1 pseudogene is annotated in these 1,127 nt (G+C 57.2%); it reads left to right on the forward strand.

Annotated elements, in window-relative coordinates:
- Positions 1-76 precede the first annotated feature (76 nt).
- Positions 77-781, forward strand: a pseudogene (locus tag H578_RS0112055) (sugar transferase); the annotation flags it as partial.
- Positions 782-1,127: the final 346 nt, after the last annotated feature.

Genomic DNA, 1,127 nt, shown 5'->3' on the forward strand with positions numbered 1-1,127 from the left:
GCACCTGGGCCTGGCCGACCCCACCACCCCGACATTCAAAACCAAGGAAATCCTGCCAACTACTTGACGCGGGACAGTGGCCCCGAGTCTGACCGATGTGGCCGGCCCGCGTATTCATAGCCGGCCGGTGGCTGGTCTGCCTCTGTTGCATGTGGAGACTCCGCAGTATTCGGGGTTCCGCGCAGCGGTGAAGCGGGTCTTCGATGTGGTGTTGAGTTCTCTGGCCTTGGTGGTCCTCGCTGTGCCGATGCTGGTGGTGGCGGCGTTGGTGAAGACGACGTCGGCTGGTCCGGTGTTCTTTATGCAGGAGCGGGTGGGGTATCACGGCCGGGCGTTCCGGATGTTTAAGTTCCGTTCGATGCGCCAGGATGCGGAGGAGCTTCTCACCCAGTTGGATCAGCAGGAGAAGATCGACCAGGCGAGTGTGCTGTTTAAAATGAAGGATGATCCCCGGGTCACACGGGTGGGGAAGTTCATCCGCCGCTACAGCATTGATGAGCTGCCTCAGCTCATCAACGTGTTGAAAGGGGACATGTCTCTGGTGGGTCCCCGGCCTTCGCTGGCTCGTGAGGTGGAACTGTACGACCCACACGTACACCGGCGTTTCCTGGTTAAGCCGGGGATCACCGGGCTGTGGCAGGTCAGCGGCCGCTCTGATCTTTCCTGGGAAGAGTCAGTCCGCCTGGACCTCTACTACGTGGAGAACTGGTCTCTCACTGCCGACATCATGATCCTCTGGAAAACCACCCGAGCCGTCTTCCACGCCTCCGGGGCTTATTAGTCTGCCGATTCGTTGCATGTGCGCCAGCACATGCAACGACAAGCTTTGCCCCATACGGTGGACGAGGCAACACTCACGCGGGATGGTCTAGGACAATCAATCCCTAAACGTATGTGGTGACTCGTTAAATACGATCTCACTGATACGTATATACCCATCACGCACCTAGGAATCTATTGAATGTCCGAGACATACTTGCTATGTCAAATATAGGAACTGTCTTGAGGAGCTGCGGTGTCGAACGCAAAGAATGATCGCACATTAGTAGTCCTAAGCTCAGCGAAGTGGAACTTTGCCTGGCAGCGATACCAGGCATTCGCCCGAGCAGCTGCTCATGATGGATGGC

This window comes from Nesterenkonia alba DSM 19423 (genome assembly GCF_000421745.1).
Classification (GTDB): Bacteria; Actinomycetota; Actinomycetes; order Actinomycetales; family Micrococcaceae; genus Nesterenkonia; species Nesterenkonia alba.